The sequence below is a fragment of the Streptomyces lushanensis genome (assembly GCF_001700515.1).
Classification (GTDB): Bacteria; Actinomycetota; Actinomycetes; order Streptomycetales; family Streptomycetaceae; genus Streptomyces; species Streptomyces lushanensis.
The window spans coordinates 1-2,330 of the sequence record NZ_MAUD01000592.1 but is presented as its reverse complement, the minus strand read 5'-3'; the positions used below and the strand labels follow the sequence as shown (position 1 = coordinate 2,330).

The following is a 2,330-nucleotide window of genomic DNA, read 5'->3' as shown; positions in this document are numbered from 1 at the left end:
CAGATGGCCGGTGCGCCGCCGCTGCCCCAGGGCGTGCTGACCGGCGGCTACCACGGCAACTGGATCGACTCGGTGGCCGCCCATGAGGCCGTCGTCTCCAAGGAGTCCCTCGCGTCCTTCGGCGGCGCGCTGGGCGCGGGCGCGATTCTGCCGATCGGCCCCGAGACCTGCCCGCTGGGCGAAGCGCTCCGGGTGGCCAACTGGCTCGCGGCCGAGACGGCCGGCCAGTGCGGTCCCTGCAAGCTCGGTCTGCCCGCCGCCGCGGGCGGCCTCTCCGATGTGATCAACGGCGGCGGTCCCGCCGCGCTGGAGGCACTGCGCGCGGTGACCCAGGCGGTCAAGGGCCGAGGCGCGTGCAAGCACCCCGACGGCTCCGCGCGCTTCTTCGCCTCCACGCTGTCGGCGTTCACCGACGACCTCGCCGCGCATGTCCTGGACGGCGGCTGCGGACGTGAGACGACCGGCGTGCTGCCGCTGCCCGGTCCCGGGTACCAGGACGCCGAGGAATCCATTCCGAGCGGCGAGAAGCTCGCCGTGGACTGGACGCTCTGCCAGGGACACGGACTCTGCGCGGATATCGTCCCCGAGCTGATCCGGCTGGGGCCCGACGGCTATCCGGCGCTCGCGGACGCCTCCGTACCCATGCATCTGCGGGGACGGGCCCAGCGCGCGGTACGCAGATGCCCGGCGCTCGCGCTGCGTATCGAGCAGCCCGCGCCCGCGCGGCCGGGTGGCGGTACCGCGCGCGCGGCGCTGCCGCCCGGTGGTGGCCGCAAGGCCCTGGGCCCCGGGCGTGGTTGAGCGGTGTGGCTGACCGTCGCGGCTGAGCGTTGAGCACCGGGACGGGCGGGGCCCTCGGGCCTCGTCCGTCCCGCGCCCCGCACGCCTGCGGAGGGCCCGGAAAACCGAGCGCAGCGAGAACGGGGTGCGCGAAGAACGGAGTGCCCGGAGAACGGAGAAGCGGGCCATCCGGATTCGGATGGCCCGCTTCTCTGACTTTCTGCTGTGGAGCTAAGGAGAATTGAACTCCTGACCTCCTGCATGCCATGCAGGCGCTCTACCAACTGAGCTATAGCCCCTTGCGGTGTACCGCTTCCGGGCTCCCCGGCTGCGGCAGCGCCAACATTACACGGTCCTTCCGGTCGATCACCAAATCGTTTCCGTCCCGCACCGATCAGGCCGGTACTGTCACCTTTCGTGACCGTTCCCGTACTTGTGCGGCTTGTCCGGAACAGCGGTCGGAGCCCGTCCCCTCCGCGCGCGCTTCCGATCGCCGCCGCCGTCTGTCTGGTCTCCTTCGCGGCGTTCTGGACCGCTCAGCGCGCGGCCGGGGTCTCGATGATCGATCTGATGGTCTACCGCGCCGAGGGCCGTACGGTGCTCGACGGTCTGGACCTCTACTCGATGCGTGCCACCCGCGCCCGGCTCCCCATGACCTACCCGCCGTTCGCCGCGCTGCTGTTCACGCCCCTCACGCTGCCGGGCGTCCCGGTGCTGCGTACGCTCGCGACCGCCGGGAATCTGCTGCTGCTCGTCGTGTTCGTACGGCTCTCCCTCCGACTCGCCCTTCAGAAAGAACCGCACCCTCCTCAGGAGGGGCCGCCCACGACTCAGGAGGGGCTGCCCGGGACGGCGTCACCACGGGGGGTGCGGTCATGGGTGGCGACGCTGTGGGTGGCCGCGTTCGCCGTCTGGTGCGAGCCGGTCTGGACGACACTGCGCTACGGGCAGGTCAATCTGCTGCTCGCGGTGGCGGTGCTGTGGGATCTCACCCGGGAGCCCGCCCTCACGAAGGGACGGCACCGGCACCTGTGGACGGGCGCCGGCATCGGTCTCGCCGCCGCCGTCAAGCTCACTCCGGCCCTCTTCGCCGTCCTGCTGCTGCTCGTCGGGCTGGTACGAGCGCGCCGGGCGGGCTGGAATCCATGGCTGCGCCAGGCCGCGACGGCCGCCGCCGTCTTCGCCGGAGCGACACTCCTGGCCGCTCTCCTGCTCCCCGCGGACTCGCTCCGCTTCTGGACCGCGACCCTCTTCGAGACCGGCCGCGCGGGCCTCGCGCAGGACGCCGCCAACCAGTCGCTGCGCGGAGTGCTGGCCCGGCTGTCCTCCACCGGCGATCCGGCGCTCTGGTGGCCCGTCGCCGCCGCCGTGGTGGCCGTGGCGGGTCTCGCGGTGGCGGTCTCGGCGGCGCTGCGCGGAGATCGCGCCGGCGCGGTGGTCGGCTGCGCCGCGACGGCGCTGCTGATCAGCCCGGTCTCCTGGTCGCACCACTGGGTGTGGTGCGTGCCGATGGTCCTGTATGCCGCGGTGCGCACAGGGGCCGGGTGGGC

General features: G+C 72.7%; 2 protein-coding genes and 1 tRNA gene. 2 read left to right on the top strand and 1 reads right to left on the bottom strand.

Annotated features, from left to right (window positions below):
• The coding region (locus BFF77_RS31660; RefSeq protein WP_211280373.1) for a ferredoxin at positions 1–801 on the top strand (801 nt) is incomplete at its 5' end.
• A 205-nt stretch (positions 802–1,006) separates the two neighbouring features.
• Here BFF77_RS31660 and BFF77_RS31655 read toward each other — a convergent pair.
• A tRNA-Ala gene (locus BFF77_RS31655) sits at positions 1,007–1,079 on the bottom strand.
• Between the two features lie 118 nt (positions 1,080–1,197).
• Here BFF77_RS31655 and BFF77_RS31650 point away from each other — a divergent pair.
• A partial coding sequence (locus tag BFF77_RS31650) for a glycosyltransferase 87 family protein (protein ID WP_066956931.1) occupies positions 1,198–2,330 on the top strand: 1,133 nt, incomplete at its 3' end.